Origin of the sequence: Roseinatronobacter bogoriensis DSM 18756, assembly GCF_004366635.1 — a bacterium.
Lineage (GTDB): Bacteria > Pseudomonadota > Alphaproteobacteria > Rhodobacterales > Rhodobacteraceae > Roseinatronobacter > Roseinatronobacter bogoriensis.
Genome location: NZ_SORN01000008.1, coordinates 26,622 through 53,010, shown reverse-complemented (window position 1 = coordinate 53,010; position 26,389 = coordinate 26,622). Strand labels below are relative to the sequence as shown.

Below are 26,389 nucleotides of genomic sequence, written 5' to 3'. Positions count from 1 at the left end.
GGTTGTTTTTATATTGCGGCACGCAGAGTGGTAGGTTTATTCATTTTCCACGCGCCCGTATAAGTGGATCTCCTAAATGACAAATACAACCGTTTTTTCATTTCTTTCTATCTCCGCATTAGCGCTGATGGCTTGCGGTGGCGGGTCGAGCACAAATAATGGCGGTTACACACAAAACCCGCCACAGGATGCCCCACCCTCTGGCGGATCCCAGCAGACATCGAATGTGCCGGCCTCGACCAGCAATGAAGATCTCATCGCATTTGCTGCGGGTGGAACTTCGCGCCCGGTGGGTGGCACGACAATCGATGGGGAGGTCACCCGCCAGCAGCGCAACTTCACAGATGAGAATGGTGTCCGCGGCACTGTTGCAGTTGATCGCCTGAACGGGACCGATTTCGGATTGATCCAGTATCGCCTGGGCAATGATATCTGGATTTACCGCATTGATGGCGAGCCCGTGGCCTCGCATACACTTCCTGGTGGTCGGTATGTCGGAAATTGGGATATCAATTACAAATTCGACCATGATACCCCTTGGGATATCGCCTCGGGTGATTTCGGTATGACATTGAATATCGCCGATGGAACAGTTGCGATCGGCGGAATGGCTGCAAATGCACGGCATTCTGTGGAGATCTTCGCAGATGCAAATGTGGTGAATAATGCATTTGGTGCGGATGATGTGACCTATCTGAGCTATATCCTGCGCGACCAGTCAGTGGGCGGGGTGTTCGTGCGTCGCGAACGCGATGAAGGCGATTTCGCTGTCTCGGGCTCCGGTTTTGTCAATGACAATGGCGATGCAGCGTTTTTCGGCAATACCTCGGCCAACAATCCTGCAACCGGGTTCGAGATGGAGGGCGGTTTTGCCGCGCCATTGATCATCCCGGATTAATGGAAAAAAGCACAGGAAGGGCGCCCCACGGGCGCCTTTTTATATCTCAAGTTTCACCCAGAGCTTTCCTCAGGTACATCGATACGTCTTTATGCCACCGCTGTGACAGCTGGCGCCAGTGGCCAAGCTATCTTGCGTGGTGCTGATGAACACTTGCTTACTGGAGAAAATATATACCGGAAGGTGGGTGACTGTCTGAGACATAAGCTTTCACTTTCGCACTGTGCCATCATAACGAAAGCGGATATCCTCCCCGGCTCCGCAATCCCCTTTCTCTATGATCTTTAGTTTTATCTGACCGGTCTGCACATATGGCGACTTCTGAAAGCGACCAAGGCGTACCGTCATCATCGTGAAGAGATAAAAACTGAATGTCCTCAATCGGAGCCGGATACTCCTCTGCCAGCCGCCGGATCAATCCACGTGCTGCTTCCCCCAACGCGCCGCCTGCGGCTATACGGTCGGCCTCAGGCCGCGTCAGTGTCGCACCGTATCCATCACACCAGCGAATCCACGCAGCAGCCCTGCGACATGCGAGCTCATCAAGTGGATCGTTTGCCGATTGTGCAGCCGTGATCAATTTCGCAAGTACTTCAGAGTTTTTCATCGTCTTCCTTTCTCAGATTATCCGAAACATAATCAAAGCGATCACACCGCCCGCGCCGATAATGCTTCCTGCCACACCTGCGAATGCTACGGTATAGTGGAGGCGGCGCGCGATGCTTTCGGCCCGAAAAATTGGATCGGCGAGTGCGGCTTTCACTTTCCGCAAAGCAACACCGATTTCGCTTTCCAGTTTGACCGTTATACCCTCGCGCTCTCGTTTTTCGATACCGTGGGCGGTCCTGTTGTAGCCAACTGCTGCCTTTTCCAGGGCGGCAGTAGCATCGGCGAGGCGCATCTGTATCGCTTCGAGCGCCGCTATCATGTCCGCCGCGTGGTCGATAAACCGCCGCAAGTCATCACTCGTCCCGTTGTCGATATCAGATCCCGCGTTCGTGTCATTTGCGTTGGGTTTTCGTATGCGAGCCATTTGAATACTCCTCTTCAGAGACGGGGCAAGCCGGGTAGACGCAGCGCTGATTTATAAGGCCGGAGGCTTGGGACCAGACCTGAGAGTAGCATCGGGCGCATCGCGGCCAGCATTTGCCCGGCGGTGGAAGGCGCGCGGCGCGGCGCTTTTTTTCGGACACGAACGAGGTCACTCAGCCTTTTTTTCCGAGCCTCGGGGTCGCGTCCCAAACGTCGCCGAAGGCTGGTCAGTGTTGCTTGCCTGTCCACGTTTCCAGCCGCCACGCATTCACCAGCCGGACCGACAAGCAGAGCGCCAGACCCGCGTCCTTTCTGGACCACCTCCAGCCGCCAGCCTTCACTTCGGACCCCCTTGTGTAACTCGACCCAGCTCTCGGCAGTCAGAAGGAACTGACGGACTCGTTCTGGGACGTGGTGTTGTCGCGGATCACGCGATATTCGTTGCCCCGACACGCGACGCCCGGTGGTTGGAGATGACGCATTCCGTCCCGGGACTGAGCTCCAGCCTCGCTCTGTTTCTATTTTTCTCAGGACACTTTCGACGCGGGCAAAGCTCTGGCTGTCCGAGGCCGTACGGCTATCTGGCCCAACCCTACTCGCCATGACATGGATATGGGGATGGCTTGTGTCGTCATGCGCTACGATGACTGCTTGATGTTCCTTCAGGCCAAGGGCTCTGAGGACCCTCCGCGCGTCGTCACGCATCTGGTCTGTCGTGATGAATTCACTATCGGAGTAGCTAAGGCACAGATGGAGAACTGGTTTTTGAGTGCGGCGGGAAGTCGCGGCAGCAACGGTCATCTCTTGCGCTGCTTCTGGTACGTTATCCGATGAGAGGTTATCCAGCGCCAGCACTTGGCCCCTCCCGTCATGCGTCAAGTAGCGGGCGAGCCCAATAAATGATTGACCTTTTCTAAGCTTCCCGATCATTTACCCCACCCCCGATGCGACCTGTGCGGTGCTCGACGGCTGCGTTCGCGAGGTGAGAATAGCCTAATCAAAAGCGTGGCAAAGAGGCCGATCACGGCAGTCGTTATGACTGCGATACTCCGGACCGTGGTAGAGTGGCTTTTCATTTTAGATCTCCTTCAAGTTGTTCAGCGATAGTGAGAAGACGTTCTCGCGCGACTGTCACTGCCCGGACCTCAGCCGCCGAGAAAGTTTTTGAACTGTTGCCGATTTTCGCAATTTGATTCAAAAGTGAGCCGATCCGATTCAGCGCTGCAACGGCCTCAACAGTGATCCCGAGAGCTTTTGGTTGAGGTGGTTTTTGGGTCAAAAGAAAGGTACGTGCGAAGCCTGACAAGGGCATTGAGACACTGGCGGCCATGTCCACAATATGGTCCCATTCATTGTCATCGAGGTATATCTTCAGAACATTTTGCCGCATTCGCTACTCTACTGATCTTTGTCCATTTGGAGCCGAAGGCGACTATCGAAGCCGCAGCTGACCCTCGCGCGAAGCGTGTTTTGGGCCTATTTCGGGGCCGAAAACATTGCTTGCTGTTGAGTTTTCCTATATATGGGGTAATATGATACCTCTTTCAAGATTTAACGTTTTCCGATTTCTTCAAAGCCTAGAACTGGGCCCCTTCGCCTGGACTAGGTCAACGCTTGGTTTTAGAAATCAGGCGCGATTAAAAATATGGTGGCAAACAGGAATGCCGCTGAGGTTGGGCGTGATTGATGATCCAGATTTTCAACTGGGTGATGGGCTCGAGTGTGACGCTGCTTTCATCGAGGATGTTATCTGGCTACATGAGCGCGTTTTTGATGGACCTGACTGGGAGGCGCGGGCCGGTTGGCTCCTGAGGCATGAAATACTTCACGCGAAAATTGCTGTGGCCAACATTGCCACCGGAACTTGGCTGGGAAAGCGGCGGTTCAAAATATTAGAAGCGGCTGCCCATGATGCACTCCGGCTTGCGCATTCGACCCCATCACTTTACGAATTATCCGTCCTCTTGACCACTTATGAAAAAAGTGGGCTTGATGAGGCGGAGGAGGCTCTGGTCAGGTATATCCAGCTCCTTCAAGCAAAAGAAACAGTCCCTATCACGCCCACACTTCTTAAAGCCAAGCAGTTCTTGAGTAGGCCTTGGGGGCGCTCACCGTTATGCCTGCTCAGGACCATTGTGTGGCTGCCAGTTTGCGGGAGGACGGCCCGGTTGCGATAATCTTACTCTGGCCCATCAAAGGGAGGCCAGAGTAAAATCGCCATATCTGCCAGTGCCTCCCTCGGCCTCTTCCTTCTCCGCGCGATAGAAGATGTTGTTCCGCACCAGGTCCATGGCGAGCAGCGGCTCGCCCTTGGAGTTCAGTGTTTCGAAGATCACCTGCGCGTCATCGTCCTCTCTCCGATGGGTGCCAGAATGAGCGCGCCCATCTAGTGATGGAACCGGCTCTCGCCTTCCAGAACCTTGATGGCCTTGGCCTCGACATCTTCCCAGAACGGGATGCGCTGTGTGTCATGCCATTGATATTTCTGCTGATAGAGCGGCACCATAAAGCGCCGCCCCTCAGCTAGGATTTCCTCAACAGCGTGATCATCGGTCTGCATGTCTCAAACCTTAAATTATGTAAGTCTTGCGATAGATTAGGCGTTTTGAAAACGATCCCTGTTCGCTCATACGGTTATCTCTTTTTCTACCTGCCTAGCATGGCTCTGGCCCTTTCCCTGCGCGTAAGAATTGATAGAATCACTACTGGATTAACACCATATCCTCGATCTCAAACGGCCCCGCGCTGAAAATTCGGTTGTAGGATTGGTTCCACACGGCTTTCAGAAATACGCCCTCTGTCTCCCGGAAGGACCAGAAGACCTTCTTGTATTCGCTGTGCTCGGAACGGATTTTGACCGCGTTGCTGTCTGAATGCAGCCGCCCGGTTTCTCCGTCATCCTTGATCTCGACCAATGCGATGCTGTCGCGGGTGCGCCGTCCGCTGACACCCACAACGAAATCAGGGAAGAACCGCTTGCCGGTCGGCAGGATCAGCCGCGTTGCCCACTTCTCGCTCTCCGGGTTCCGCAGCCACCACTTGATCCGGCCCGTGTCGTCATTGTCCAGCATTTCAACAAAGGCTCGCTCGGGTCGGTTGTAGCGACCGATGAAGGCCCCGTAGGCCCCCTTCTTGGCCTTCGGCGCATCCTTCGGGCCAAACTGTTCTGTCGGGATCGGCTCGTTACTCTCTAGGCGGATGTGATGGCCCTGTGCGATGCGGACGGCCTCTTTCAGCGCCTGCGGCTGGCGCAGGATGGCCAAGTTGATGGTCCTGCGAATGTCGCGGCTCGTCGCAGCGATACCATCCTTCTGGCATAAGCGGGCAAGCTCGGCCTCCACCGCTTCGCGGATGCGGCGGGGGTCGATCCCGTCATTGAACATAAGCTGCGCCTGCGCCTGTTCCGCGATCCGGGCCGCCGACATCCTGACACTCAGATTGCGCTGATCCGTCTGGCCCGCGTTGAACAGGTCGCGCATCGACAGTTCGGCGTTGCTGTTCACCGCCAGCAACATCGAGGTCATGGGCACCATCCGACAAAACTCGCGGGCGATTTGCGGGCAAAGGTCGCCTTCGATGTCGAACAGGTTCGGCAGTTCCTCCCGCACCAGCGCGGACGGAATGCCTAAGTCCGTTCGCAGCAGATACTTCACTTGATGCTCTTGCGGCACCGGCTGCGCAGGTGTCACGCGAGGTGACAGGACATCGGGAAGGTTCGGGAACAGTGGCGGTGTCGCGGGGGCCGAAAAGCCCTCAACGGCGCTCAGGGCGCTTTTCTGGCGCAGGGTCGAGGCGGTGGCATAATTCGGGTTCAGCAACCCCATCGACACCTGCCGTTCAACCTGGTCGCCCTCGGTCTCACCCGGCACTGCCTGCACGGGTGGGGGCGGCAACGGCGTTGCGCCATAGCTTTCCGCCGCCCGCGTATCGTTGCCCAACACATTCACGTCCAGCGTATCGGTCAAAACCGCGATCCCCTCGCGCACCGCTTTCAGATCGGCGGCTGCTTCATCAAGCCCGACCTGCAACTCTGGGTCCGATATGAAAACATAGCCACGGTCCAGAAGCGGCTCTGTCCCATGCAGCGGGCGCACCAGCGGATGCACCCGCATGATCCGGCCTACGATCTGCAAACCGAAATCCCGCCCGCGCGACGGGCGCACGGAAACCAGTGTCCACGCCCGAGGCGCATCGAACCCGGTCGCCACAGCCAGCTTGAACACCAGAACCTCAATTTCAGGGTCATAGGCCAGCGTGTGAAATGCTGGGTCCGGCTCGCCCGACGTGTGAACGGCAATCGCTTTCTCGGGCACGCCGATTTCGATTAGTCGTTCCTTCACCCGTGCAACCGGGTCTTCCTTGCCCTCTTGCTGGTCCTCAACCTGCACCAGCATCAGGGGCGTCAGGCTGATCCCCTTCTCGGCCAGCTTGTCCTTGATGAACGAATGCTGCGACCACCCCGCCGTCAGGGTCGCCACTTCGGTATCGATCAGCGCCCGGTCCTCTTCCTTGAACCGCAGCACGCCGACCATAAGGCCGATCTTGTTCAGCCCTGCTTTTACCACCGCATCTCGCGAAACCGTCACGCGGCTAGCGACCTTTAACCCGGCATCGCGTTCGAACTTTTCCAGCTTGGCATCATTCGGCGTGGCCGTGGCCAGCACCGTGAAATCGGGTGACAGCACGTTCAGAAAGAAATCAGCGGTTGCCTTTGCGCCCGATCCGAAATTCAGATGCGCCTCGTCAATCACCACGCCGATACGGAACCCCCGCTCGCGCAGTTCTTCAATCATGCTGTCCACCGAGAGCGCTCCTTCCTTGTCAGAGCGGACTTTGCGGCTTTCCTTCTTTATGACGGCAACTGATGCCCAAGTCTGCACGAACACATCACCATCACGCGCTGCACTGGCCTCACGATCTGCATAGACATCGCGCTGTCGTAATGCGCCACATTGAGCGGTCAGGGCGCTTCGGGTCTGCGTCACCAATCCGGCATAAGGCGCGAACCAGAACCACACTGTCTTGGCGCTAAGCTGCCCGCGCACAGCCTCCAAAGCACGGCCTAGCATGAGGGTCTTTCCTGATCCCGTGGGCGCTTGCAGCAGGATCACGCCCAATTCGCGCGCAATGATGTCGCGATGTTCAGGTTCACGGTCATGCAAGCCTGATACAGTGTGCAGGGTCTCGGCCATCGCATCGACGGCCTTCTGCTGGTATGGCGCGAGCGACAGCCGGAAATCTGCGGTCATTGGCGGAACCTTCCGACCAGTTCCGTGCGCACAGACCGCACATCCAGCACATCACCAAGGGCGGCAGTGATCTGGCCCGGTGCCCAGGCATAGACAAAGGCATTCTCGCGCCGATCCACCACCCCGCGCAGATGGTCTAGCAGGTCCGTGCTGACCCTATCCGCGAAGATCAGGGTCTGGGCTTCCGTCTTGTGCTCCTGCCACGGGGCTTGGGTGTAGCGGGTCAGGGGCAGGCGGTGCAGCGTTTCCAGTGCGGCCCAGACCTCGGCAGGCGCTAGGTCTTGGTCGAGGTCTTCAAACTCGATCCCTCGGCAGCGCAGATAGGCGAATTCTGCGGAAAGGTTCGCGAATTTCTTGTTATCCGAGGTATTCAGGCGGCGAATGCGTTCCGCCGTCACATCGCGGCAGATGTTCTTTTGGGGTGCGTCGGCAGTCGCCTCAGTGGACGAAACCATGATGAACCGACGATCCCCACCATCTTGCGCATTCAATTCCATCACGGCTTGGGCTGTCGTTGCAGACCCTGCAAAGAAATCCAGCACGATGTCACCGGGTCGGGTTGACTGTTCTACTAGCAGTTTGAGCAGTGAAACAGGTTTGGGGTAATCGAACACAGACTCCCCAAAGATGCTTCTGATCTGCCGAGTTCCTTCGGCAGTCTGACCAACTTCCTCCGAATAGCTTTCTTCCGAAACAATGCCATCGAGCATGCTCGAAAGGGGATTGGGTTCTTCAGTTTTATCCTTGAGGAACTTCTTTATCCGAACACTTCCGAGGCCGATTTTCTTGCCAATCCATTCATCAAGATTGGGGAGATCAAGTCGTGCAAACTTGTGCGCTGACCCATCAGCAATAGCCGCAACCAATTCTTCCATGGTCTTGTAGACGACGTACTCACCCTTTCGCTTGAAGATTATCAGCCGTTCACTGATCAAGTCTTCAATTGTCGGGCCGGTGAGCCCCTTGTCGCCTTTTCTGCCAACTGACCACACTCGATTTGGATTTGGCGGGTAGAATATGCCCGTTTCTTCATCTTCAATGAAGTAAACACCGTTCTTTCGCTGCTTGTAGGTCTTCGGCTGTTGGAGAGGGTCGTCAGTCCAGTCGCCACGCTCATCACTGTCCGGGTTGCTGTAGTCATCTCGCTGCTTTGCAGAACCTGCAAATTCGAAACCAGCATTCCTGTAGACCAAGACAAAATCGTGATCCTTCGAAAAATTCCCGCTGTCGTAACCGCCCTTCCTTGTTCGCCAGACAAAGCAGCCTAGACGCATGCCGGGCAGGACTTCATCCATCAACAGCTCAAGGCGCGCCCGCTGCTCATCATTGATAGAAACCAAAATAACGCCAGATGGCGCAAGAAGATCACGGGCTAGCGCGAGGCGCCGGAACATAAATTCTAGCCATGTCGACTGCCGATATGCATCCTCTGGATTGACGTAGCGGTCATTGTAGACCCAGGTCGTTGTACCAGTGTTATAGGGTGGGTCGATGTAGATGCACTTGATCTGCCCCGCCATGGTCATGCGCAGCCAGCGCAGGGCGTCGTAATTGTCGCCCTCGATCACCATGTTCCGCCACGGCGCGGGCTTGTCCGACAGGTCGGGAATGATCGTTGCCGCCACAAAATTGGCGTCCACGGCGTTGTCCGCCTCGATCTCGTCCCGCTCCCAGACCAGCCCCAGCTTCTTGGTGCGGTCCCGCTTTTTCAGCAGTTCGATCAACTGCTCGCGGGGAAGATCGTCATACTTGCTCATGCCCTGTCCCGTCTTCTTGGGGCGTATGCTCCGCCCGGTCGGCTCATAGCTGGCGAGGCAAGCCCGCAGCCCTTTCCCCAAGTGATACACCACTGCGGTCTCTGCCTCAACGGCGCAGGCTGGAACCGATCCTGTTCTTCGCCCACAATCACGGAAAAAACATTTCCTACGGATTGTTTAGCCAGTCGAGTTGCATTGATCCATAACGGAGTCGACCGTGTGGACGTGGCCCGGATCCGATCAGGGACGAGACACGCACGGGCGCACGAGACGCCTATCGGCGAATTCATCAATGAACCATGAGCCAGCGGCTACGCTTTGGCGAAGAAATCATAGAATAATCGGATGGGTTCAAACCCTATAACGACCCGCCCCTGGTGAGGGAGTGAGGGAAGTGACGCACTTTCGTTAACATCTCTCTAGAACACTAAACCCCTATGAAGCAGTAGCTAAGATACCTTCAAAAGAAGTATGGGAAGTTGCCTCACTTCCCTCACTCCCTCACCCTTTTTTCACCGAAGAAGTCGGTGTGTGATGGGTATCTGGTCGCTAACCTTTCCCCAAATTCCCTTCCTCTATGAGAGTGGTCCAGCGGCGCACGCTGGTCGCTCCCGGTGACCGGGAGCGACAGGGCCGGATCGGCATAGTATCGCGGCGCACCAGCCCCGCCTCATCCGGACCGGGCCCCGCAATCGCGGGGCTCCGCATATTCTGCTTGATGCCTCGTTGACCCCATACGGTCCACTCCCTCGCTGACTGGCGGCGCGGCCTTCGAGGTAAGGCGCGACCCCCAAGGCCGCGCCCCCTTCACCGTTCAGGCGGCTTCAGATTCCTCCGCCGCGTTCTCAGCCTCTTCAGGCCGGACATAGTCCGCCGCCGCCTGTGCCGCCGCTGCGGCCCGGAAGATCGCGCGCTTGTCCTCCTTCAGAACCTTCGCCCAGCTCTCAACATATGCCGCGCTCTGGCTGAAGTCGGGAGCGATCCCCAGCTTCACCCCCACCATGCAAGCGCCGAGCTCCGCGACCAGCTCTTCGAAGGCATAGTCGCGCCGCCCCTTGACCTCCCCGGCTTCGTCCAGCCGCGCAAGGCGTGTGTGATGCCCGGTCCAGTGCATCAGCTCGTGAAGCGCCGTCGCGTAGTAACCTGTCGGCGAATAGAAACTTTCGACCCGGGGAAGGTGGATCAGGTCCAGTTTCATGTGGTAGTAGGCCCTCGGCTCGTCGCTGGTCCGGATATCGGCCCCCCGCGACATGAGCCACGCGTCAAGCCGTGCGTCGGTTTCAGTGTCAAAGGTCCGGGCTGGTTCCGGCTGCGCGTAAAACTCGCTCGGCAGCCCGTCGATCTGCTGGGCGTTGAAAACTCTGTATGCCCGGGCATAGGGAACCTCTTCGGGTGACCCGGTTTCCTCGCTCACCCGCTCAAAAACGCCATACTTGATAGACGTCGAAGATTTCTCGCCCTTTCTGACCATGCCGCCAAGCTCCTGCGCCTGACGAAAAGTCATCCAGCGCGGTGACATGAATCCGCGCGCCGCTGCGGTCGCCCATAGCAAGATCACGTTAATTCCCGAGTAGTCCTCGCCGTTCCATTTCTGAGGCAAGGCCGCCACCGCCCCCCCGCTCCACGGCTGACGCCACGGGGGCGTCCCCTTCTCGATTTCTGCCAAGATCGCGTCTGCAACTTCCTGATACACGTCGAACTGAATCTTAGCCATCTGTGGCCTCCTGTCTCCGGTCCGGCGGTCCGGGCCCCTTGCCCCCTCCGCCTGTGGGCGGCGTCTCCACCAACTGATTTGGCGAAAACCCCGTGTTTTCGGCGGAGCAGAGGGGTAGGGCGCAGCCCGACCCGCGACCGCGAACGGCTCGGTCAAGGGGGTGAGGCGGGGCTGGTGCGGCCCGCAGCCGGAGGCGAGGACACGGGCCCCGACGCAACCGACGCGCAACGCGCGGCGCTCGCCCCTTGAACGGGACGGTCGCGGATGCTGGGCGGTTAGAGAAAAAGATGATGCGCGGAACGCGCGCTTTATGAAACCCGGACCGGGTCGAAGCGTCCGGTATTACCGGACCCATCAGTCTTGCCAGGAAGTGATTTCAAGCGTTTTCGGTGATACACTCTGGATGACACGTAGGAAAACTTGCCTTACAAATTTTCCTTATAAAACAACTACTTGTGGGATTTATTGGCGGAGAGACAGGGATTCGAACCCTGGGTCCCCGTGAAGGGACAACGGTTTTCGAGACCGCCCCGTTCGACCACTCCGGCACCTCTCCATCCGCCGTGTCGATAATCTCTTGTGGTTGGGCGTGCAAGCGGAAATTCTGGGGGTTGTTCGAGATATTGGCGCCTATACGAAAAACAAGCACAGTCTCGCTACAGAACTGGCTCATGTGCACTGCGCGCGTGAAAGTGTTTGGCATCGGCATCCGGGTTTCAATATGATTTCATCAAGTCAATAGAACCGGATCTGATCATGCCCTCTTCTTTGTTTCATACTGCGCGTCTAGTGCTGTCCAGTTTGGTTATCCTTCTGTCACTGGCCCGCTTTGCAGCGGCAGAAGATTTGTCGCGCGCCTATCTTTTGCCCGAGTTATTCGAGATCATGGCCGCAGAGGGGCGCAGTTCGGTATTGGCAGAGGGCGCAGTTCCACTGGAAGGACGCGCTTTGGCGGATTTTGAGCGCGATGTCGCGAGGATTTATGACCGACACACCATGCATGATGCGTTTCTGGACAGCCTGATGGCAGAAATGGCAGCAACCCCCGAGGTGTTGCGCGATGCGCTCGAATTCGCGCAAACCGACCTTGGCAAGCGGGTTTTGCGGCTTGAAGTCTCTGCGCGTGATGCGCTGCTGGATGACGAGGTTGACGAGATCGCGCGCCTGGCACTTCACGAGGCACGCGAGGCGCAGCCCGGTACCGTCGCTGCAGACCGCCTTGAAATGGTCCGCGAACGCGTGGAGGCGAATGATCTGGTGGAGCTGAATGTTTCGCTGGGGCTGAACACCAGCTTTGCCTACTATCAGGGCATGATGGCAGAAAACGCAGTGAACGGTCTGGATGCGGAGCAACTTCTGTTTCTGGTCTGGGCACAAGAACCCGAAATCCGTGCCGATATAGAAGACTGGATCGAATCCTACTTCATGATGGCTTACAAGCCATTGAATGACGACGAGTTGGCAGCCTATATCGCCTATGTCTCGACGCCGCTGGCACAGGCCTTCAACCGCGCCATGTTTCGGGCGTTCGAGAGCTTGTTCAACGGAATTTCTCTTGATGTCGGGCGCGCTTTGGGGCGCAGGCTGAATGTAGAGGATATCTAGCCTGCATCTGCGGCGTCACATCAAGGGGCCAGTTTCCAGCCTCTGGCCCAGACGGCCCAGCATTTTCAGACAAAGTGAAAGCTGCGCCACATCAAGATATTCATCCGGCTTATGTGCCTGAGCGATAGAGCCCGGACCACAAATCACAGACGGTATCGAGATGCTTTGAAACAGCCCGGCCTCGGTGCCGAATGGGACCAGACCCGCGTCATTTTCACCGGTCACGGCCATGACAAGATCGCGCGCGGGGTTTTTGTGTTCCGGCAGCAGGCCAGCAACTTCGGCAACAATATCGGTACAGATATCGGCCGCGGAATGCTTCTTGCGCATCTCCGGCAATAATTCGCCCTGCACCAACTGTTCAAGTTCCGCCTTCACAAACGCCGCATCCGCTGGCTGCACGGGGCGCATTTCCCAATCCAGACGCGCCTTGCCCGGAATGACATTATGCGCCACCCCACCTGTCAGCATCCCCATGTTTATGGTGGTATGCGGAGGGTCAAAGGGGCAGTTTTCGGGTGCGCGCGCCTTCAGCGCCTCGCGCAGCTCGACAAGCTTCATCATGTAGCGCGCAGCATATTCGATAGCATTCACCCCCCGATCCGGGGCAGAACCATGCCCTTCCAGCCCCGTGAACCAGGTTGTATATTCGAAGCAGCCCTTGTGCCCGTCGATCACCTTCATCGATGACGGCTCTCCAATGATCGCGGCAGCAGGTTTTATGCCGCGACGTAGCAGCGATGCAGTGAGGGCCTGCGCACCAAAGCAGCCGATTTCTTCGTCATAGGTAAAGGCGAAATGAATCGGGACCTTTAGCTTCCGGCGTACGAATTCGGGCGCCATGGTCACGCAAGCGGCCACAAACCCTTTCATGTCGCATGTGCCGCGTCCGAATAAGCGGCCGTCACGTTCTGACATCTCAAAAGGGTCGCTGCTCCAGGGTTGGTCTGTCACAGGCACCACGTCAGTATGGCCCGACAAGATCACCCCGCCGTCACAATCTGGACCGATCGTTGCGAAGAGATTCAGCTTGTCGCCAGTAGCGTCCGGCTCTGTCCAGACCTTGGCACCGATGTCGTGCAGATGCGCAGCCAGATACTCGGTCAGGGCACGATTGCCCTCTGAAGACACTGTAGGAAAGGCGATCAACTCTGCCAACAGGGTCTTGCAATGCGCTAACCTGTCGGTATCGGTTGTCTTGTCCATCCAGTGCCCCCTTATCGCGTTGCAGATGAATGGCTAACCGGATGGCATTGTCACGTCAATCCGGCCGCTCTGGGGTGGGTGGTTGATACGGCGCGTCGGGATGCAACTCTCCCAGCAACCATTCTGCCCGCGCGATAAGGTCATCTGCCATATGCAGCTTTTGGTTCAGGCGTTCGGCTTTCGCTGGCGTTTTCTCGACTGCGTCCAACAATTCCGCACGACGCGCGCGCAACTTCGCAATGACCTTCTCAACATCGCGCGGCTTGATCTTGGAAGCTTTGCCCGCTTTCACCCGTGCGAGATACTTTTCCAGTTTCTCAGAAAGCTTCTCATATGCCATCGCGCGCTCCAGTTCAGACAGCGACAGGGTTCACATAATCTGTGTCGGTTTCATGACACAGCCTGCATTGGTGCTTAAACCTGATCATCTTTATCCAATTCCAGCAAGCGCTCTATCTCTGCTTCGGCTGCATCTTGGGGGCGATAGAGCAGTTGTGCTGCATCCAGTAGCGCGCGCATCGCCTCAAACGCATAGCCCGAGTCATTCAGGCAGGATGTGGCGTCCGCGGCCGATATCCGGCGGGTTTGCAACGCGCGCTCTACATTCTGGACGACCTCGCGCGCCTCATGATCCAGCGCTGCGCGTTCCTCTTCCATCCACAGCGAAGTGCGCGCCTCTGGGGCGGTTGCCTCCAGTCGCTCTATCTCGACAAGGATTTGCGCGATATCGCGGCGCAGATTGTCGTACAGACCTGTAATCTCGCCATGTGGGGCAGTGGTAAACCGCTGCGTATTGTCGCGCATATGCTTGATCGCCTTGACCGCGCGCACCACAAAACCTGCTGCATCGCGCAATTCCTGCAAACGCATCACAGCATCAGATGGCAAAGCGAGTGTGGCTTTTTGCGCTGTAAATTCAAGGATCGCAGAATGCAAAGACTTGACCTTGTCTTCGTAGCGGCGCTCGAAATCCAGTTTGATCGGGTCATTGGACCGCGCGATCGTCACGGCAATATCCTTTGACTGGGTCAGATCCTCCAGCCGAAGGTTCAACCCTTCGCAGATCAGCCTTGCCGCATTTTCGTACAGATGTCGTAATTCGTTGCTCAGCGCTGTCAGAATGGGTGCCGGAAAATCGCCCAGGGTCTGGTTGATGAAACGGGGCTTGCTGATGCTTGGGGCGGGCGCGGCGATACGGCGCTCAAGAAACCTGAGTAAGCGCGCCATCAGCGGCACCATGATGACAAGGCCCAACAGGTTGAACAGCGTGTGAAACACCGCCAGCCGCAGCGCGAAATCATCCGCCCTTATGCCAAGCATATCGCTGATCTGGTCCACCGTCAGTCGCAGGGGCACGATGAGGATCAGCGCCGCAAGCGCTGTGGCAAAATTGAAGATCAGATGCCCCAAGGCCAGCCGCTTGCCCTGATAATTGGCCGACGCGGCCCCGATCAGCGCTGTCACTGTGGTGCCGATATTTGCACCAATCGCAACCGCAAGCGCGTTGTCATAGGTGATCTGACCTGTCGCCAGCGCGGTGATGACCAACAGCATTGTGGCATGGCTGGATTGCATGACAACCGTGGCCGCAGCCCCCAGCAAGGTGTAAACAGCCAGCCCCACCAGCCCGCCCAATGCAAGCTGGCTAAGGTCAAAGCGGGCGCTGAAGGCATCAAACCCGTCCTTGATAAAGGCAATCCCCAGAAAGATCAGGCCAATGCCCAGCACCACCTGCCCTGCCCCCCGCACCGTCGGAGAACGCTGAAACATCAGCACGGCCCCAATTGCCAGCATCGGCATGGCATAGCGCGCAATATCCACCTTCAGGCCGACCCCGGCAATCAGCCATGCCCCTGTGGTGGTGCCCAGATTGGCCCCGAAGATAATGCCCATCCCGGCTTGCAGGCTGATCAGCCCGGCACTGAGAAACGAGATGGAGATGACCGAGACAAGCGAGCTGGATTGCGTCACCGCTGTGGCCAGAACGCCAAACCCCATCGCGCGCGGCAAGGTGCCCGTGGCACGCGCCAATATTTGCTCCAGCACCGAACCGCCCAGCGCCTTGAAACCATCTTCCAGCATGACCATGCCCAGAAGAAAGATCGCAACACCCGCAGCGATTTGCTGAAAATCCGCGCTTAGCCAGAAGGCCAGCAGCAAGATTGCCAGGATCAGGCCTAACTGAAGCTGTGGGGCGTATCGTGTCATTGCTCAGATTGTCCCGGCGCAGTCGGTATGCGCCTCATGCGACACTACCATGAAGCAGATGTAGCGCGGGACAGGGGCTCGGCGCCACTGTTTTTCAACCCAAGCCGCTATCGTTCCGCGTCCAGTGGTTCAATCAGTTCAGCCCCTTCGGCGCGGTTGGAGTTGACGGCTGGGGACACGCGATGCGCTTCAAGGGTGTCATCTGGCGCGGCACGCATCAGCGTTGCTGCGCCATGTCCCGCCTCGCCCAGCCAGAGTGGCCAGTCTGCCTGCGACAGGATCACTGGCATACGATGGTGAAGCTTGGCCATCTGGCTGTTCGCGGCACAGGTCACGATCGCGCAGGTGACAAGACGCCGGTCGCCTTGCTCCCAGACCTGCCAGATACCGGCAAAGGCCAGCAGATCGCCTTGTGCAGGGCGAATATACCACGGCAGGCGCGCGCCATCCGCCCCTTTCGTCCATTCATAAAAGCCAGTCGCCGGGATCAGGCAGCGCCGGGTTCGGGCAGCATCGGCAAAGGCGGGTTTATTGGCAATCGTTTCAGCACGCGCATTGATCAGCAGCGGGCCGTCAGTTTCCGTCTTGTACCAATGCGGCAAGAAGCCCCAGCGCATCGGGCCCAGATGCCGCGCGCCGTCCCGGCTGACGACGGTGGCTACAGGCTGCGTGGGGCAGATATTGAACCGCGGCACCGGCGGCAGGTCATTGGCAGGCTGCGCCTGAAAGGCGCGGGCCATAGCGGCATCTGGCAAGGTGATAGCAAATCGTCCGCACATGGGACGAAACTATCAGGCAGGCGCGCGCGCTTGAAGCCCCTTGCGCCGCGCCAGCATCAGCCCGGCAATGATGATCGCCAGCGCCAGGATGAAACGCCCCGGCAAATCTTCGGCCAGAAAGATGACGCCCAGCAGAACAGACCAGACCGGAACATGGTAATTGACCTGCGACAGGAAGCTTGGGCCAGCGCTGCGAATGATCCCTACCAATAGCAAGGTTGCAAAACCCGTTGGCAAAAGGCCCAGATACAGCAAGGCCAGAAGCGGGCGTATATCTACCATCGGCGGCATACCGTCTGTCACCAACGCGGCAGGCAGCATGATTGCACTGGCCACCCAAAGCGCCAGCACGCCAAAGCCAACAGGGTGCACGTCGGGGCAGCGGCGGGTTATGATCGCCCCGACGGCATAACTCAGCGCGGCCGCAAGACAGCCCACTCTTGCGGCGGCCTCAAACTCTGACCCTGACGCCGCGAACACGCCCGGCCCGATCAGGACCGCCACGCCGACAAGCCCTAGCACAAAGCCAATGGCCTTCTGCCGCGTCAAAGTTTCGCCTTGCACAAGAAAATGCGCCAGCCCGATCACGAAAAGCGGAATCGCCGCCATGGTGATGCCAGCAAAGCCCGATGTGACATGTTGCTGTGACCAGCTTAGCAGAAAGAAGGGAAGCGCATTGGACAGCACCCCCATCCCGGCAGCAAAAGCCATGATTGCGGGGGACATGCGCAGCTTTACGCCCATAGCCACTGCGATCAGGGACAGTGTCACCGCACCGATCAGAATGCGCCCTGCCGCCACCCAAACAGGCGAAAACCCCTCCAGCGCGATGGTAACCCCCGGAAAAGAGGCCCCCCAGATCAAACCCAGTGCGATCAGACCGATCCAGTTGCCAGTATTAGGGGTATGGGGCATCGAGATACTTTCGGAACAGCCGCGAAATGCAGCAGACATGTTGAACATGTGTAGTATTCAGGCAAATGGCACTTGTCCAGAGGGGCTATTGGACCCCGATCATTGTTCCTTGCAACACGGCAATCGTCTTTCGCTTCTCATCTGCAACTGCCACCACTTCGGCACGGACCACACTCAGGCGGCGACCATTGCGCACAACTTCGCCCACGGCTTCCAAACGCTCACCAATAGCCGGTGACAGCAGGTTGATCTTCATCTCGACGGTCATCACTTCCTGCCCCTCGGTCAACAGGGTAAGCGCGGCATAGCCCGCCGCCGAATCGCCCAAGGCAAAGGCCACGGCCGCATGGGCCGCGCCATGTTGTTGCTGAAACCCCGCCAGCACCGGCGCATGAATGACGCAGCGCCCCGCATCTGCCTCGATGAGCCTGGCTTGCAGGCTTGTCATCATGCTTTGGCGGGCAAAACTCTCAGCGATGCGCGGGTCGATCATTTATCCTCCGTTCCGGGAATTTTCTTGCCTTTGCAGGTGGGAAAAGCAAGGCTTGGGACAAGCGCCATCATAGACGAAACGCCAATGTTGTATCAGGAACTTATCAGACGCAAGCGCGATGGGCAGCGCCTGACGCCAGCAGAAATAGCAGCCCTTGTCCAAGGCATGACTGATGGCACCCTTGGCGATGCTCAACTGGGCGCATTCGCGATGGCCGTGGTTCTGAACGGTATGGGGCTGACCGAACGCGTTGCCCTGACCGAAGCGATGCGCGATTCCGGTGATGTGCTGCAATGGGACAGCGGGCCTGTGCTGGACAAACACTCGACCGGCGGGATTGGCGATACAGTGTCGCTGATGCTGGCCCCTGCGCTTGCGGTTTGCGGCGCGGTGGTGCCTATGATTTCTGGTCGCGGTTTGGGGCATACGGGCGGCACTCTGGACAAGCTGGAGGCGATACCGGGCTATAACACAACGCCGGACCTGCGCTTGTTGCGGCAGGTGATTGGCATGACAGGCTGCGCAATCATAGGCCAGACGGGCCAGCTTGCCCCCGCAGACCGGCGGTTCTATGCCGTGCGCGATGTTACCGCGACTGTTGAGTCGCTGGACCTGATAACCGCCTCGATCCTGTCCAAGAAACTGGCGGCGGGGCTGGATGCGCTGGTGCTGGATGTTAAATGCGGTAGTGGGGCCTTCATGGCCGATCTGGCACAGGCGAAAGCGCTAGCGCGGGCCCTAGTCGATGTTGCAAATGGTGCTGGGTGCCGAACTTCTGCGCTGATCACGGACATGAACACGCCGCTTGCCCCGGCAGCGGGCAATGCGCTGGAACTGTTGGTCGCGCTGGACTTCCTGACCGGGCGCGCGGTTCCGCCCCGCTTGTGGGATGTGACCTGCGCCCTTGGCGCTGAAGGGCTGGTGCTGGCAGGGCTTGCCCCCGATACCGCGCCAGGGCGAAAAATGATTGATGATGCCTTTTATTCTGGCCGCGCGGCGGCGTGCTTTGGGCAAATGGTTGCAGCGCTTGGCGGGCCGCGCGACCTGCTGGAAAACCCAACCACCTACATCTCCCCCGCCCCTGCAAGTCTCGAAGTCGCCGCACCGCATGACGGGGTGATCACGGGCCATGATACACGCGCCATCGGGCTGGCCGTCATTGAGCTTGGCGGCGGCAGACGACAGCCGACAGACAGGATCGACCCGCGCGTGGGTTTCTCGGATATCCTGCCTGAGGGCACGCATGTCACGCGCGGTGACACGCTTGCGCGCGTCCATGCTGCGGATGACGCCACAGCGCGGGCGGCAGCACAATCATTTCTCGCCGCGTGCCAGATCGGCGGCGCGGCAGCCGCGCGCCCGCTGATCCTTGACCATATTACCTGACAACGCTGAACCAGCCCGACCCTTGCCGCTTTCCACCTTGAACAACGGGGCTGAAAGGCCAAGTATGCGCAGTGTCCCGAATGGTGAGATCATGCCGCATAACAACCTGAACCTGCCTGCCCAGCGCCCCGATGTCCTGACCCGCCCCAAACTGGAAGGCGGCAGGCAGTTTCGTATGGCCAGCCCTTTCCTGCCCGCAGGCGACCAGCCCACAGCGATTGCGGAACTGGTCGAAGGCGTGCAATCGGGTGAACAAAATCAGGTGCTTCTGGGCGCAACGGGTACGGGCAAAACCTACACGATGGCCAAGATCATCGAGGAAACACAGCGCCCCGCGATCATCCTTGCGCCAAACAAGACACTTGCAGCCCAGCTTTATGGCGAATTCAAGGGGTTCTTTCCCGACAACGCGGTCGAGTATTTCGTCAGCTATTACGACTATTACCAGCCCGAAGCCTATGTCGCGCGGTCCGATACCTATATTGAGAAGGAATCCCAGATCAACGAACAGATCGACCGGATGCGCCATTCGGCCACCCGCGCGCTTCTGGAACGCGATGATGTGATCATCGTGGCCTCTGTCTCCTGCATCTATGGCATCGGCTCGGTTGAGACGTATTCGGCCATGACGCAGGATTTCGAGAAGGGCGAAAGCTATAACCAGCGGCAGGTTCTGGCGGAACTTGTGGCCCAGCAGTACCGGCGCAACGATGCCGCATTCCAGCGCGGGTCGTTCCGCGTGCGCGGTGACGTGATCGAATTATGGCCTGCCCATCTGGACGACCGCGCATGGAAATTGTCGTTTTTCGGCGAGGAGCTGGAAGCGATAACCGAGTTTGACCCCCTGACAGGTGCGAAAACTGACAGTTTCGATCAGATCAGGGTCTACGCCAACAGCCATTACGTGACCCCGCGCCCGACCATGCAGCAAGCGATCAAGGGCATCAAACATGAATTGCAGCAGCGCCTTGACCAATTGATTGCCGAAGGCAAGTTGCTGGAAGCCCAGCGCCTGGAACAACGCACCAAGTTCGATCTGGAAATGCTTGAAGCCACCGGCGTATGCAACGGGATCGAGAATTACTCGCGCTATCTGACAGGGCGCGCACCGGGCGAACCGCCCCCCACCCTGTTTGAATTCATCCCGGACAACGCGATTGTTTTCGCAGACGAGTCGCATGTCAGCGTGCCGCAGATCGGCGGCATGTATCGCGGCGACTACCGGCGCAAATTCACGCTGGCCGAACACGGGTTCCGGCTGCCCTCCTGCATGGACAATCGCCCGCTCAAATTCGAGGAATGGGACGCCATGCGCCCGCAATCGGTGTTTGTATCCGCAACCCCGGCCGCATGGGAACTGGAACAGACGGGTGGGGTGTTTACGGAACAGGTCATCCGCCCCACCGGGCTGATCGACCCTGAAGTGGAGATTCGACCTGTCCAGATGCAGGTCGATGATCTGCTCGATGAAATCCGCAAGGTTGCTGCAAAGGACCTGCGCGTGCTGTGCACCGTCCTGACCAAACGCATGGCCGAGGATCTGACCGAATACCTGCACGAGCAGGGCATCCGCGTGCGCTACATGCACTCTGATATCGACACGATTGAACGTATCGAGATCCTGCGCGACCTGCGACTGGGCGCGTTTGATGTCTTGATCGGCATCAACCTGCTGCGCGAGGGGCTGGATATTCCCGAATGCGGGTTGGTTGCCATTCTGGATGCGGACAAAGAGGGGTTCCTGCGCTCTGAAACCAGCCTTGTCCAGACAATCGGGCGCGCTGCACGCAATGCCGATGGGCGCGTGATCATGTATGCCGACCGGATCACCGGCTCTATGGAGCGCGCGCTGAACGAAACCAACCGGCGGCGCGAAAAACAGATCGCCTATAACGAGGCGCATGGGATCACGCCCCAGACCGTCAAGAAGAATGTCGAAGATGTGCTGGCCGGGCTTTGGCAGGGCGACACGGATATGGCCCGCGTGACCGCGCAGGTTGACAAGGTAAAACCCGGCGCGAACCTGCAAGCCCATCTTGAAGGGCTGCGGGCCGATATGCGCAAGGCCGCCGAAAATCTGGAATTCGAGGAAGCCGCCCGCCTGCGTGATGAAGTGAAACGGCTGGAGGCAGTTGAACTTGCCATTGCGGATGATCCGCTGGCGCGCCAATCCGCCGTGGATGATGCTGTTGACCATGCGGTCAAGCCGCGCTCGACCGCAGGGCGACCGGGACAGCGTGGTGGCGTAAAGCGCCGGGGCAAAAGATGAAGGCACCGCCTTTTGTCTGAAAACAAGGTTTAACACGGCCTCCCGACCGCACAGGCCAATGTTCATCAGCAAATGAAATAGGTTTCCCGGCTAATCTTGTCATCTGCTGCGCGCAATTCGCGCATTGCTACCCACATTCTGGCAAGGTATCTGGCAGTAGATGCGCAGGCCGCTAATTGAATGCAAGTACGGAATTTGATGATGGATCAAGCGACGCTAAGGGGCATGCTGGAAGCCGATGAGACCGAGATGAGCGTTGTCTTCTCGGATCCTCATTTGCCCGACAATCCGATGATCTATGTGAGCGAGGAATTCGAAGCGCATACCGGCTACAGCCCTGATGAGGCCTTGGGGCGCAATTGCCGCTTTCTTCAAGGGCCAGAGACCAGCCCTTATGCAATCGAAGCCATCCGAAATGCGTTACGCGCGCAGACGCGGTTCACGATTGATATCCTGAATTACCGCAAGGATGGGTCCGCCTTTGTGAACCGCCTCAGAATCAGACCAATCTATGATGCAGATGGGCGGTTGCTGTTCTTTGCCGGGGCACAAAACCCGGTCTGACGCCGTTTATCCAAAGACCTAGCGTTTCGTACCGCGCAGACCTTTCAGCACAGGAAAACTGGCGCGTTTTGCGATCTGCTTTTCAAAGACTGATTGCGTTTTAACAGTGAAAAACAGGGCATCCCTGCCATTAGGAGTGCTTTATTCAAACACAAAACCTGTTTTTCAGGTGAATGGCGCGCCCGAAAGGATTCGAACCTCTGACCCCCAGATTCGTAGTCTGGTGCTCTATCCAGCTGAGCTACGGGCGCGTTGAGGGCGACATATCGCCCCGCTTGCCGCTTTGCAAGGGGCCTTTGGTGACGAATTTGCAATCAAGCTAAAAAATTCAGTTTTCGCACGGCAACCAGATGCGAAATTCCGTGCCGTCGGCATCTGAGCGGATCAACTCCAACACACCGCCATGCCCGCGCACAAGTTCCGCCGCGATGGCCAGCCCCAGCCCGACACCCCCTTTGCGCGCCCCGCCCTGAAAGGCCTCGAACAAATGCTCGCGCGCCTTCGGCGGCAAACCCGGCCCCGAATCCCCAACCCTTATTGCGACACCGGGCTTGCCATCCTGATCCGAGCGCTTGGCCAATATCTCTATGACACCGGGTTGCTTGGTCGCCTCAAGCGCCTGACGCGCATTGCGCACCAGATTGTTCAGCACCCGGTAAAGCTGCTCGCCATCGGCATGGACGGTCAGATCGGCGGGCAGTTCGGTCAGAAATGTAATCTCTGCGCCCTCTGCAATGGCTAGTTTTTCACTTTCGACAACATCTTCGATCAGCGCCGCAAGTCCCAGACGGGCAAGCTTTGGCGGTGCCTCTTCTGCCTTGCCGAAAGCGAGGGTTGATTCACACAGGTTGATCGCGCGCGACAATGACCCGACAAGCTTCGGGGCAGCGCGCTGAACGCTGGGGTCTTTGCTGGTTTCCATGCGGTCCGCCAGCATGGAGGCCGTGGTCAGCATATTGCGCAAATCATGACTGATCCGCGCGACCGAACCGCCCAATTGCACAAGCCGGTTCTTCTGCCGCAATAACCCTGTCAGGTCGGTCTGCATCTGGTTCAGCGCCTCTTCCGCTTCTCTGATCTCGCGGATGGTGGATTGCGGCACGATAATCCGGTTGGCATCTTGCGGCGCGTCTGCATAGGATGACATAGAGCGGATCACGCGCTGCATCGGAGCGACCACAAACGCTTGAATTGACAAATACAGCAACAGCGCTGTGAACCCCGAAATCAGAAGCGATATCAGCAAGATACGCTTACCATACTCCCACAGGCCAGATTGCAGGTTTTCAGTATCTAGGGTGATCTCGATCAACAAACCGGCCTGTTGCACCGGGTCGCCAATCACCCTTATGATTCTTGCTTCATTGCGGCGCATTTCGTCAATCGCATCGCGCATCAACGCAAAGGCATTGGCACCGCGCAAATCATAAGTCGCGTCAATCTGTCCCGGTATGGGCGATGACAGGATCAGTTCGCGCACGGCATCCCGACGCAGGACCACGTTATAGACGCCCGCATTTTCCAGCAATTCGCCCGCCAAGTCGCCAGCGATGGACCCGTCAGAGGCCAGCAATGCCAGAGAGGCGATTTGCGCGCGTTCCAACCGCGCCAGAAGATACTCTTCGCGGAATCGTGACACCGAGGGCACGAATATAAGAACTTCTGCCAGCATCACGAAGATGACGACAAGCCAAAGAAACCGCGCTGACAAACTATTCGAGATCATACCCTTACCTAGCGCATGCAGGTCAGGGCAACCACCTCTGAACCAAGCCTACAAAGCGCTTCACGTTTATGCTATCAAAGAGTTTCGGTGAAAAATAGGCCCCTGCTGCGCGTTTGCCGATTTCCGCCAAAGTCGGATATGGCAATACCGTTCCGGCAACAGCACTCAACTTCAGATTGTTCGCCATTGCAAGCGCATATGGGGCGATCACCTCGCCCGCCTGCGTGCCGACAATCGTCACCCCCACAGGCCGTCCCCGCACGGCCATCAACTTGATAAAGCCTGTCTTCCAGCCTTCGGCTTGCGCACGGTCGATCTGGTCATATCCAATCTTGTGTATACTGACCTGTCCACCATAGCGCTTGCGCGCCGCGGCCTCGGTTAGTCCGATATGGGCCAGTTCGGGGTCAGTAAAAGTGACATGCGGAATGTGATCGTGCCGCGCTTTCGCGGGCAAGCCGAACACCACAGAGCGGATGACCACACCCGCATGGTAGCCCGCCAGATGGGTAAACTGCCCCTGCCCTGCCACATCGCCAATGGCATAGACGCGCCGGTTGCTGCTGCGCAACCTGGCATCTACAGTAATGCCTGCCTGCGTGTGGCGTATACCCGCCTTGGCCAGATCCAGCTTTTCGACATTCGGCGCGCGCCCGACCGCGACAAGCAAATGCGTTCCCACAAAAATCGTGCCGCCCTTTACCTGCACCTCAATCGCGCCTGCGCGGCCAGAGACCTGCTCGACCTGAGCCTGCTCGATAATCTCGACCCCTTCGCTGCGCAACTGGTCCAGCACGACCGCGGCGGCCTCTGGGTCATCGCGGCCAAGGGCGGTGGCCCCTTCGATCACAGTGACCCGTGCGCCAAGGCGGCGATGGGCCTGCGCCATTTCCAACCCGATGGGACCAGCACCGATGATCAGCAGGTGGCTGGGGCACTCGGTTTGTTCAAACAGGGTTTCATTGGTCATATAGGGCACGTCTTCCAGCCCCTTGATCGGTGGCACGAATGCGCGTGATCCAGTCGCAATGACAAAGCGGCGCGCAGAAATTGTTGTCTCGCCCACCACAACCGTATCAGCGCCGGTGAAACGCGCGAAACCTTCGATGACCTGAACGCCTAACCCCTCGAACCTTTCAACCGAATCATGGGGCGCGATAGCCGCAATGGTTGCGTGGACATGTGCCATGGCGGCGCTGAAATCTTCGGCGCGTGGGGGGGCCCCGCGTGCCTTGACGCCCTTGGCTTGCGCAAGCAGCGCCTTGGAAGGGACACAGCCGTAATTCAGGCAATCCCCCCCCATCTTGTGCCCTTCGACCAACACGACGCGTGCCCCCATCTGCACGGCCCCCGCAGCAACCGAAAGCCCGCCAGAGCCGCCCCCGATCACGCAGATATCTGTCTTGATATGGTTCATATCTCACGCTCCTTGCCGCGCAGGTATTTCACGATTGTGGGCAGTAGCGACAACAAGGCCAATCCCAGAAGCGGCCCCAGAATATGCGGCTCGAATATAATACCCAGATCGGGTGTTTCATCACGGGCAAACACCTCGCCCAGCCCTGCGCCAACCCATGTGTAGACAAGCCCCCCCGGCATGATGCCCAGAAATGTGCTGGCCGCGAAAACCGATGTGCGCACACCGATCAAGGCCGGAATGACATTCATCACAAAGAACGGCAACACCGGCATCAGGCGCAGCGAGAACAGGACCGGAAATTCATTTGCGCGTATCGCCCGTGTCAACTGCTTAACGCGCCCGTTGCTTGCATCGATCCGCGCCGCCATTGACCGGCCAAACCCCGCGCGCACTGCCCAGAAAATCATGATCGCGCCAATCGTGGCAGAGATCAGGTTGAACGCAGCCCCCGGAAACAGGCCGAACAGGAACCCCCCCGTCAATGTGGCCGCTGTTGCGCCGGGCAGTGAGAAGCTGACGATTGCAATATAGGCAAGGATAAAGGCGGCAGCGGTCAGCAGGTAATTGCTGTCACGAAAAGCGATCAGCGCGCTGCGATTTTCGCGCAGCGCGTCAAAGGACAGATATTCGCGCAAGACGATAGCGCCAAGGATCGCCACAACGATAATGACAAGAATCGGCAAACGCTGGCGCCATTGCACTGCGGGTCTGATGGGCTGTGTCAAACGAAGCGGTCCTTTCATTGCCGTCACCATGTCGGATTACGCAAGAAAGCCCAAGGTGTTTCATGTTTTCTTGCATTCTCACGAGGCCTTGATCATTTGCGAGGGTAACAAGCGAAATGTTTCAGTTTTCCGCGCAATCCAGATCTGCCAGCGCCGTTTTCAAGGATTTGAGAATTGACTTGCATGGGCATGGCGGGTATGCGGCGGTCTTGAATAAGAATACGTGGCCGAATCCCGCGGGACCCCGGCTACCCGGATATAAGGAACGGAGCGATGAAACGCACCTATCAGCCCAGTAACCTGGTGCGCAAGCGCCGCCACGGTTTTCGCGCACGCATGGCCACAAAAGCGGGCCAGAAAATTCTGAATGCGCGCCGTCGCATGGGCCGCAAGAAACTGTCGGCCTGATTGCATGGCCTGCGATAGCGGGCCAGAGGTTAGCA

The 26,389-nt window shown here is 58.0% G+C and carries 25 protein-coding genes and 2 tRNA genes; 7 read left to right on the top strand and 20 right to left on the bottom strand.

Annotation, left to right across the window (positions count from 1 at the left end; genetic code table 11):
- Window positions 1-76 precede the first annotated feature (76 nt).
- Window positions 77-898: a hypothetical protein gene (locus EV660_RS18860; RefSeq protein WP_071479291.1), complete on the top strand. Its 822-nt coding sequence runs from the start codon at window positions 77-79 to the stop codon at window positions 896-898.
- Between the two features lie 229 nt (window positions 899-1,127).
- Here the strand turns inward: EV660_RS18860 and EV660_RS14925 are convergent, their stop codons facing one another.
- The 4 genes from EV660_RS14925 to EV660_RS14910 all read right to left on the bottom strand — a co-directional run bounded on the left by EV660_RS14925 (window position 1,128) and on the right by EV660_RS14910 (window position 3,320).
- Window positions 1,128-1,505: a hypothetical protein gene (locus tag EV660_RS14925; protein ID WP_134014080.1), complete on the bottom strand. Its 378-nt coding sequence runs from the start codon at window positions 1,503-1,505 to the stop codon at window positions 1,128-1,130.
- Window positions 1,506-1,517: 12 nt separating this feature from the next.
- Window positions 1,518-1,931, bottom strand: a complete 414-nt coding sequence (locus tag EV660_RS14920; protein ID WP_071479290.1) for a hypothetical protein — start codon at window positions 1,929-1,931, stop codon at window positions 1,518-1,520.
- Between the two features lie 14 nt (window positions 1,932-1,945).
- Complete coding sequence (locus EV660_RS19110; protein ID WP_084634607.1) at window positions 1,946-2,860, bottom strand: relaxase/mobilization nuclease domain-containing protein; 915 nt, start codon at window positions 2,858-2,860, stop codon at window positions 1,946-1,948.
- A 142-nt stretch (window positions 2,861-3,002) separates the two neighbouring features.
- Window positions 3,003-3,320, bottom strand: coding sequence for a plasmid mobilization protein (locus tag EV660_RS14910; RefSeq protein WP_071479288.1), 318 nt, complete (start codon window positions 3,318-3,320; stop codon window positions 3,003-3,005).
- A gap of 142 nt (window positions 3,321-3,462) precedes the next feature.
- Here EV660_RS14910 and EV660_RS14905 point away from each other — a divergent pair, with 142 nt between their 5' ends.
- The gene (locus EV660_RS14905) at window positions 3,463-4,107 is read left to right on the top strand and encodes a hypothetical protein (protein ID WP_071479287.1); all 645 of its coding nucleotides are present in this window, start codon (window positions 3,463-3,465) and stop codon (window positions 4,105-4,107) included.
- Between the two features lie 15 nt (window positions 4,108-4,122).
- On the opposite strand, the gene EV660_RS18695 is transcribed toward EV660_RS14905, so the two are convergent.
- The 6 genes from EV660_RS18695 to EV660_RS14885 form a co-directional block, all read right to left on the bottom strand.
- Entirely contained in the window at window positions 4,123-4,266 is a 144-nt protein-coding gene (locus EV660_RS18695; RefSeq protein ID WP_157798907.1) for a hypothetical protein, read from the bottom strand.
- 50 nt (window positions 4,267-4,316) lie between these two features.
- Window positions 4,317-4,490 (bottom strand): hypothetical protein, encoded by a 174-nt coding sequence (locus tag EV660_RS18690; RefSeq protein ID WP_157798906.1) that lies wholly within the window; start codon window positions 4,488-4,490, stop codon window positions 4,317-4,319.
- Between the two features lie 142 nt (window positions 4,491-4,632).
- Window positions 4,633-7,179, bottom strand: a complete 2,547-nt coding sequence (locus EV660_RS14900) for a DEAD/DEAH box helicase (RefSeq protein ID WP_071479286.1) — start codon at window positions 7,177-7,179, stop codon at window positions 4,633-4,635.
- Window positions 7,176-8,936, bottom strand: coding sequence for a site-specific DNA-methyltransferase (locus EV660_RS14895; protein WP_071479285.1), 1,761 nt, complete (start codon window positions 8,934-8,936; stop codon window positions 7,176-7,178). The genes EV660_RS14900 and EV660_RS14895 overlap by 4 nt, the downstream gene beginning before the upstream one ends.
- Window positions 8,937-9,750: 814 nt before the next feature.
- Window positions 9,751-10,650 (bottom strand): ArdC family protein, encoded by a 900-nt coding sequence (locus EV660_RS14890; protein WP_071479284.1) that lies wholly within the window; start codon window positions 10,648-10,650, stop codon window positions 9,751-9,753.
- A 466-nt stretch (window positions 10,651-11,116) separates the two neighbouring features.
- A tRNA-Ser gene (locus EV660_RS14885) sits at window positions 11,117-11,206 on the bottom strand.
- A gap of 200 nt (window positions 11,207-11,406) precedes the next feature.
- On the opposite strand from EV660_RS14885, the gene EV660_RS14880 reads away from it, so the two are divergent.
- Window positions 11,407-12,255 carry a hypothetical protein gene (locus tag EV660_RS14880; protein WP_134014083.1) on the top strand — a complete coding sequence of 283 codons (849 nt, stop codon included), beginning with the start codon at window positions 11,407-11,409 and terminating at the stop codon, window positions 12,253-12,255.
- A gap of 15 nt (window positions 12,256-12,270) precedes the next feature.
- On the opposite strand, the gene argE is transcribed toward EV660_RS14880, so the two are convergent.
- The 6 genes from argE to EV660_RS14850 form a co-directional block, all read right to left on the bottom strand.
- Window positions 12,271-13,461: an acetylornithine deacetylase gene (gene argE / locus EV660_RS14875; RefSeq protein ID WP_071479282.1), complete on the bottom strand. Its 1,191-nt coding sequence runs from the start codon at window positions 13,459-13,461 to the stop codon at window positions 12,271-12,273.
- Window positions 13,462-13,516: 55 nt separating this feature from the next.
- Complete coding sequence (locus EV660_RS14870) at window positions 13,517-13,801, bottom strand: hypothetical protein (RefSeq protein ID WP_071479281.1); 285 nt, start codon at window positions 13,799-13,801, stop codon at window positions 13,517-13,519.
- A gap of 74 nt (window positions 13,802-13,875) precedes the next feature.
- Window positions 13,876-15,669, bottom strand: coding sequence for a Na/Pi cotransporter family protein (locus EV660_RS14865; RefSeq protein WP_071479280.1), 1,794 nt, complete (start codon window positions 15,667-15,669; stop codon window positions 13,876-13,878).
- 107 nt (window positions 15,670-15,776) lie between these two features.
- Window positions 15,777-16,448 carry an SOS response-associated peptidase gene (locus EV660_RS14860; RefSeq protein WP_071479279.1) on the bottom strand — a complete coding sequence of 224 codons (672 nt, stop codon included), beginning with the start codon at window positions 16,446-16,448 and terminating at the stop codon, window positions 15,777-15,779.
- 12 nt (window positions 16,449-16,460) lie between these two features.
- Window positions 16,461-17,411 carry a DMT family transporter gene (locus EV660_RS14855; RefSeq protein ID WP_246028979.1) on the bottom strand — a complete coding sequence of 317 codons (951 nt, stop codon included), beginning with the start codon at window positions 17,409-17,411 and terminating at the stop codon, window positions 16,461-16,463.
- A gap of 37 nt (window positions 17,412-17,448) precedes the next feature.
- Entirely contained in the window at window positions 17,449-17,856 is a 408-nt protein-coding gene (locus EV660_RS14850; protein ID WP_071479278.1) for a PaaI family thioesterase, read from the bottom strand.
- Between the two features lie 84 nt (window positions 17,857-17,940).
- Here EV660_RS14850 and deoA point away from each other — a divergent pair, with 84 nt between their 5' ends.
- From deoA to EV660_RS14835, 3 genes are all read left to right on the top strand, one after another.
- Window positions 17,941-19,242, top strand: coding sequence for a thymidine phosphorylase (gene deoA, locus EV660_RS14845; protein ID WP_071479395.1), 1,302 nt, complete (start codon window positions 17,941-17,943; stop codon window positions 19,240-19,242).
- A 91-nt stretch (window positions 19,243-19,333) separates the two neighbouring features.
- The gene (uvrB, locus tag EV660_RS14840; RefSeq protein WP_071479394.1) at window positions 19,334-21,511 is read left to right on the top strand and encodes an excinuclease ABC subunit UvrB; all 2,178 of its coding nucleotides are present in this window, start codon (window positions 19,334-19,336) and stop codon (window positions 21,509-21,511) included.
- Window positions 21,512-21,709: 198 nt separating this feature from the next.
- Window positions 21,710-22,075, top strand: a complete 366-nt coding sequence (locus EV660_RS14835; RefSeq protein WP_232727369.1) for a PAS domain-containing protein — start codon at window positions 21,710-21,712, stop codon at window positions 22,073-22,075.
- A 174-nt stretch (window positions 22,076-22,249) separates the two neighbouring features.
- Here the strand turns inward: EV660_RS14835 and EV660_RS14830 are convergent.
- The 4 genes from EV660_RS14830 to EV660_RS14815 form a co-directional block, all read right to left on the bottom strand.
- A tRNA-Arg gene (locus tag EV660_RS14830) sits at window positions 22,250-22,326 on the bottom strand.
- Window positions 22,327-22,403: 77 nt separating this feature from the next.
- Complete coding sequence (locus EV660_RS14825; RefSeq protein ID WP_071479276.1) at window positions 22,404-23,801, bottom strand: sensor histidine kinase; 1,398 nt, start codon at window positions 23,799-23,801, stop codon at window positions 22,404-22,406.
- A 22-nt stretch (window positions 23,802-23,823) separates the two neighbouring features.
- The gene (locus EV660_RS14820) at window positions 23,824-25,218 is read right to left on the bottom strand and encodes a dihydrolipoyl dehydrogenase family protein (protein WP_071479275.1); all 1,395 of its coding nucleotides are present in this window, start codon (window positions 25,216-25,218) and stop codon (window positions 23,824-23,826) included.
- Window positions 25,215-25,964, bottom strand: a complete 750-nt coding sequence (locus tag EV660_RS14815) for a TVP38/TMEM64 family protein (protein WP_071479393.1) — start codon at window positions 25,962-25,964, stop codon at window positions 25,215-25,217. Before EV660_RS14815 ends, EV660_RS14820 begins: the two co-directional genes overlap by 4 nt.
- 255 nt (window positions 25,965-26,219) lie before the next feature.
- Between EV660_RS14815 and rpmH the strand changes: the two genes are divergently transcribed.
- The gene (gene rpmH / locus EV660_RS14810; protein ID WP_071479274.1) at window positions 26,220-26,354 is read left to right on the top strand and encodes a 50S ribosomal protein L34; all 135 of its coding nucleotides are present in this window, start codon (window positions 26,220-26,222) and stop codon (window positions 26,352-26,354) included.
- Window positions 26,355-26,389: the final 35 nt, after the last annotated feature.